Here is a 2,404-nt window from a genome sequence, read left to right as displayed (position 1 = left end):
CCATCGCGCCGGATGCCGACGACGAACTCGACCCGCTCCTCGCCGGCGAGACGCAGCCGATTGGCGGCGACATCGTCGAAGGCATCACGTCGATCCGACGGCTCGTGCGGGTCGACCAGAAGCCGATCGGCGGCACGCCGCGGTCGAACCTCGCGACCTACACCGGTCTTTTCGACAACGTGGCAAGGTCTTCGCCGACACGTTTGCCGCGCGCAAGCGCCGCTACGACGCGGCCGCTTCTCGTTCAACGTCGCGAAGGGGCAGCTGCCCGACCTGCGAGGGCGAAGGCTTCGTCAGCGTCGAACTGCTGTTCCTGCCGATGGTAAACCGCCCTGCCCGACCTGCCACGGCACGCGCTACAACGCAGAGACGCTCGGCACCGAATGGGGCGGCAGGAATATCGCGCAAGTGCTCGGCATGACCGTCGGTGCCGCCTGTATTTCTTCGCAGCCGAACCGCAGGTGATGACGCGCGCTCAAGGTATTGCAGGACATCGGGCTCGGTTATCTGCGGCTCGGCCAGCACGCGACGGAACTGTCCGGCGGCGAAGCGCAGCGCATCAAGCTCGCAACCGAGCTGCAGCGCGCGTAACGCGGCGACGCTTATGGAGTGCTATATGACAAAGAAAGTCGCGTCGACATCCGTTAGTCGAAAGTCGAGGCCCGGGAAGCGCCGATGACCCTCGACGAACAAGTCGACGAAACGCTCGGAGAGACCTTTCCCGCGGGCGATCTAATCGCCGTTCACCCCGAGCCGAACAACCCGGGAAGAAGTAAACTCAGTCGTCGTCGGTACTGGCAAACAACGGAGCGAGGTTCTCGACGCGCTGCATGCAGCGTCCCTGTGTGTAGATTTTGCTCAAGGCGCTCGGGCAAGCCGGAAAGTGTCACGACCCAACGTGGAAATTTGCCGCGCTCATGGCAAGGCGGTTCAGCCGCAGAGTAACTGCGGCCGACACGAGGCGTCCCGGGGGATGGGCGTCAGCCCAGTTCCTTGCGTTGACAATGCCGTTTCACGGTCGCGAAGACGTCATGTTTATTCGCAAGGAAGGTGGATGGAACTGAAAGCAGCATTGCGCAATAACTGCGCAGGCGAAGGGAAGAAATGCACGTCGGCACGCGTTAAGATGGAGCGATTCGTGTGGCGCTGGGCGCAGTCCGCATGCGCGGCTCAGTCTATCAACAAACCGATAAGGAGCAGCGATCAGAACCGACGCAAACATCGAGCGGGACGCGGTGTGCGAACTGAAGTGGTTCCGGACATCGCTCCCTCTCGGCCTTGCGCCTTTGCGTGCAACTGCGCGCGAAACCAGACAACGTACCCCCGCCGTCCTCCACCGCGATCCCGGTTTCTGATGGCCGTCGGGAAAGCGTCAGCACACCGAAAGCTCGCGCATCCCGCCGACATGGCTTCTTAGAGTGACACGATGAGCATTGCATTAATTGGCGCCACCGGCCGCACCGGCCGCTTAGTGGCAGAAAAGTTGCACCGTGCGGGCATTCCGTTTCGTGCCTTGCTACGCGACGAGGCGCAGCGGGCCCATTTCGAAGGCCTCGACGCGAGTCCCGTGATCGTCGACCTGGCGCAGGACTTTTGCGCGGCGCTCGCGGGGGTACACGCGGTTATCTTTGCCGCTGGATCCGCTGAAACCGAGGGCGCCGAGAAGGAGCGTCAGATCGACCGGGACGCGATCATCAAAGCGGTGAATTGTGCAAAACGGTATGTGCGGACCGCTTCATCGTCGTCAGCACCTTGCTGGCATACACCCCCGAACGCGCCCCAGATGCACTTCAGCATTACGCCCAGATGAAGCGTGCATCGGACGATTATCTAATCCGCAGTGGACTCGATTATCTTGTGCTGCGTCCCGGCACACTGACCATGGAGCCGGGCACCGGGACGATTGAGATCACGACCGACGCGCAGTCCGCTCGCGCCTCCGTTTCGCGCGAGGATGTTGCCGATGTCGTGCTCGAAACGCTCAGAGTGGGCCTTGTCAACACGATCGTCGGATTTGCCGGTGGCAGCGAACCGATCGGCGACGCGGTGGCCGCGCTCCGTTGACGTTGCGCGCAGCGACGGAGAGAATCGGCGAGCTAACGCCACCAGAGCAGGATACCTTGTTGAGCAGCGAGGACCACATAGGGCCTGTCGCAGTCGATCCTCTCGCTGTATCTCGCTGCCTTGCAGCGGTCGCAACTGTTGGCTTCACAACGCATCGGCCCCTGGACTTATTGCAAACGCCATGAGCAGAAATCGCGGCGTTCCAGGCGGTCTTGAAAGCGCTGATTAACTAGTCGGACCTGCAAAATTGGGTTTTGTTCGTGGACGCCTCGGGGCGTTCATCAGGTGGCCTTGTACTTTTCGAACTCAGGCAGTTGTAGGAGGTGCGAGCAAGGTTCCT

The 2,404-nt window shown here is 61.6% G+C and carries 2 pseudogenes; both read left to right on the top strand.

The annotated features are described in order from the left end of the window. Positions 1–588 (top strand): annotated as a pseudogene (locus tag AWB81_RS42080) (excinuclease ABC subunit A); the annotation flags it as partial. An 838-nt stretch (positions 589–1,426) separates the two neighbouring features. Then, positions 1,427–2,064, top strand: a pseudogene (locus tag AWB81_RS49080) (SDR family oxidoreductase). The last annotated feature ends 340 nt before the right edge of the window (positions 2,065–2,404 follow it).

The organism is Caballeronia arationis (genome assembly GCF_001544975.2).
Classification (GTDB): domain Bacteria; phylum Pseudomonadota; class Gammaproteobacteria; order Burkholderiales; family Burkholderiaceae; genus Caballeronia; species Caballeronia arationis.
This window is presented reverse-complemented; position numbering and strand designations above follow the sequence as displayed.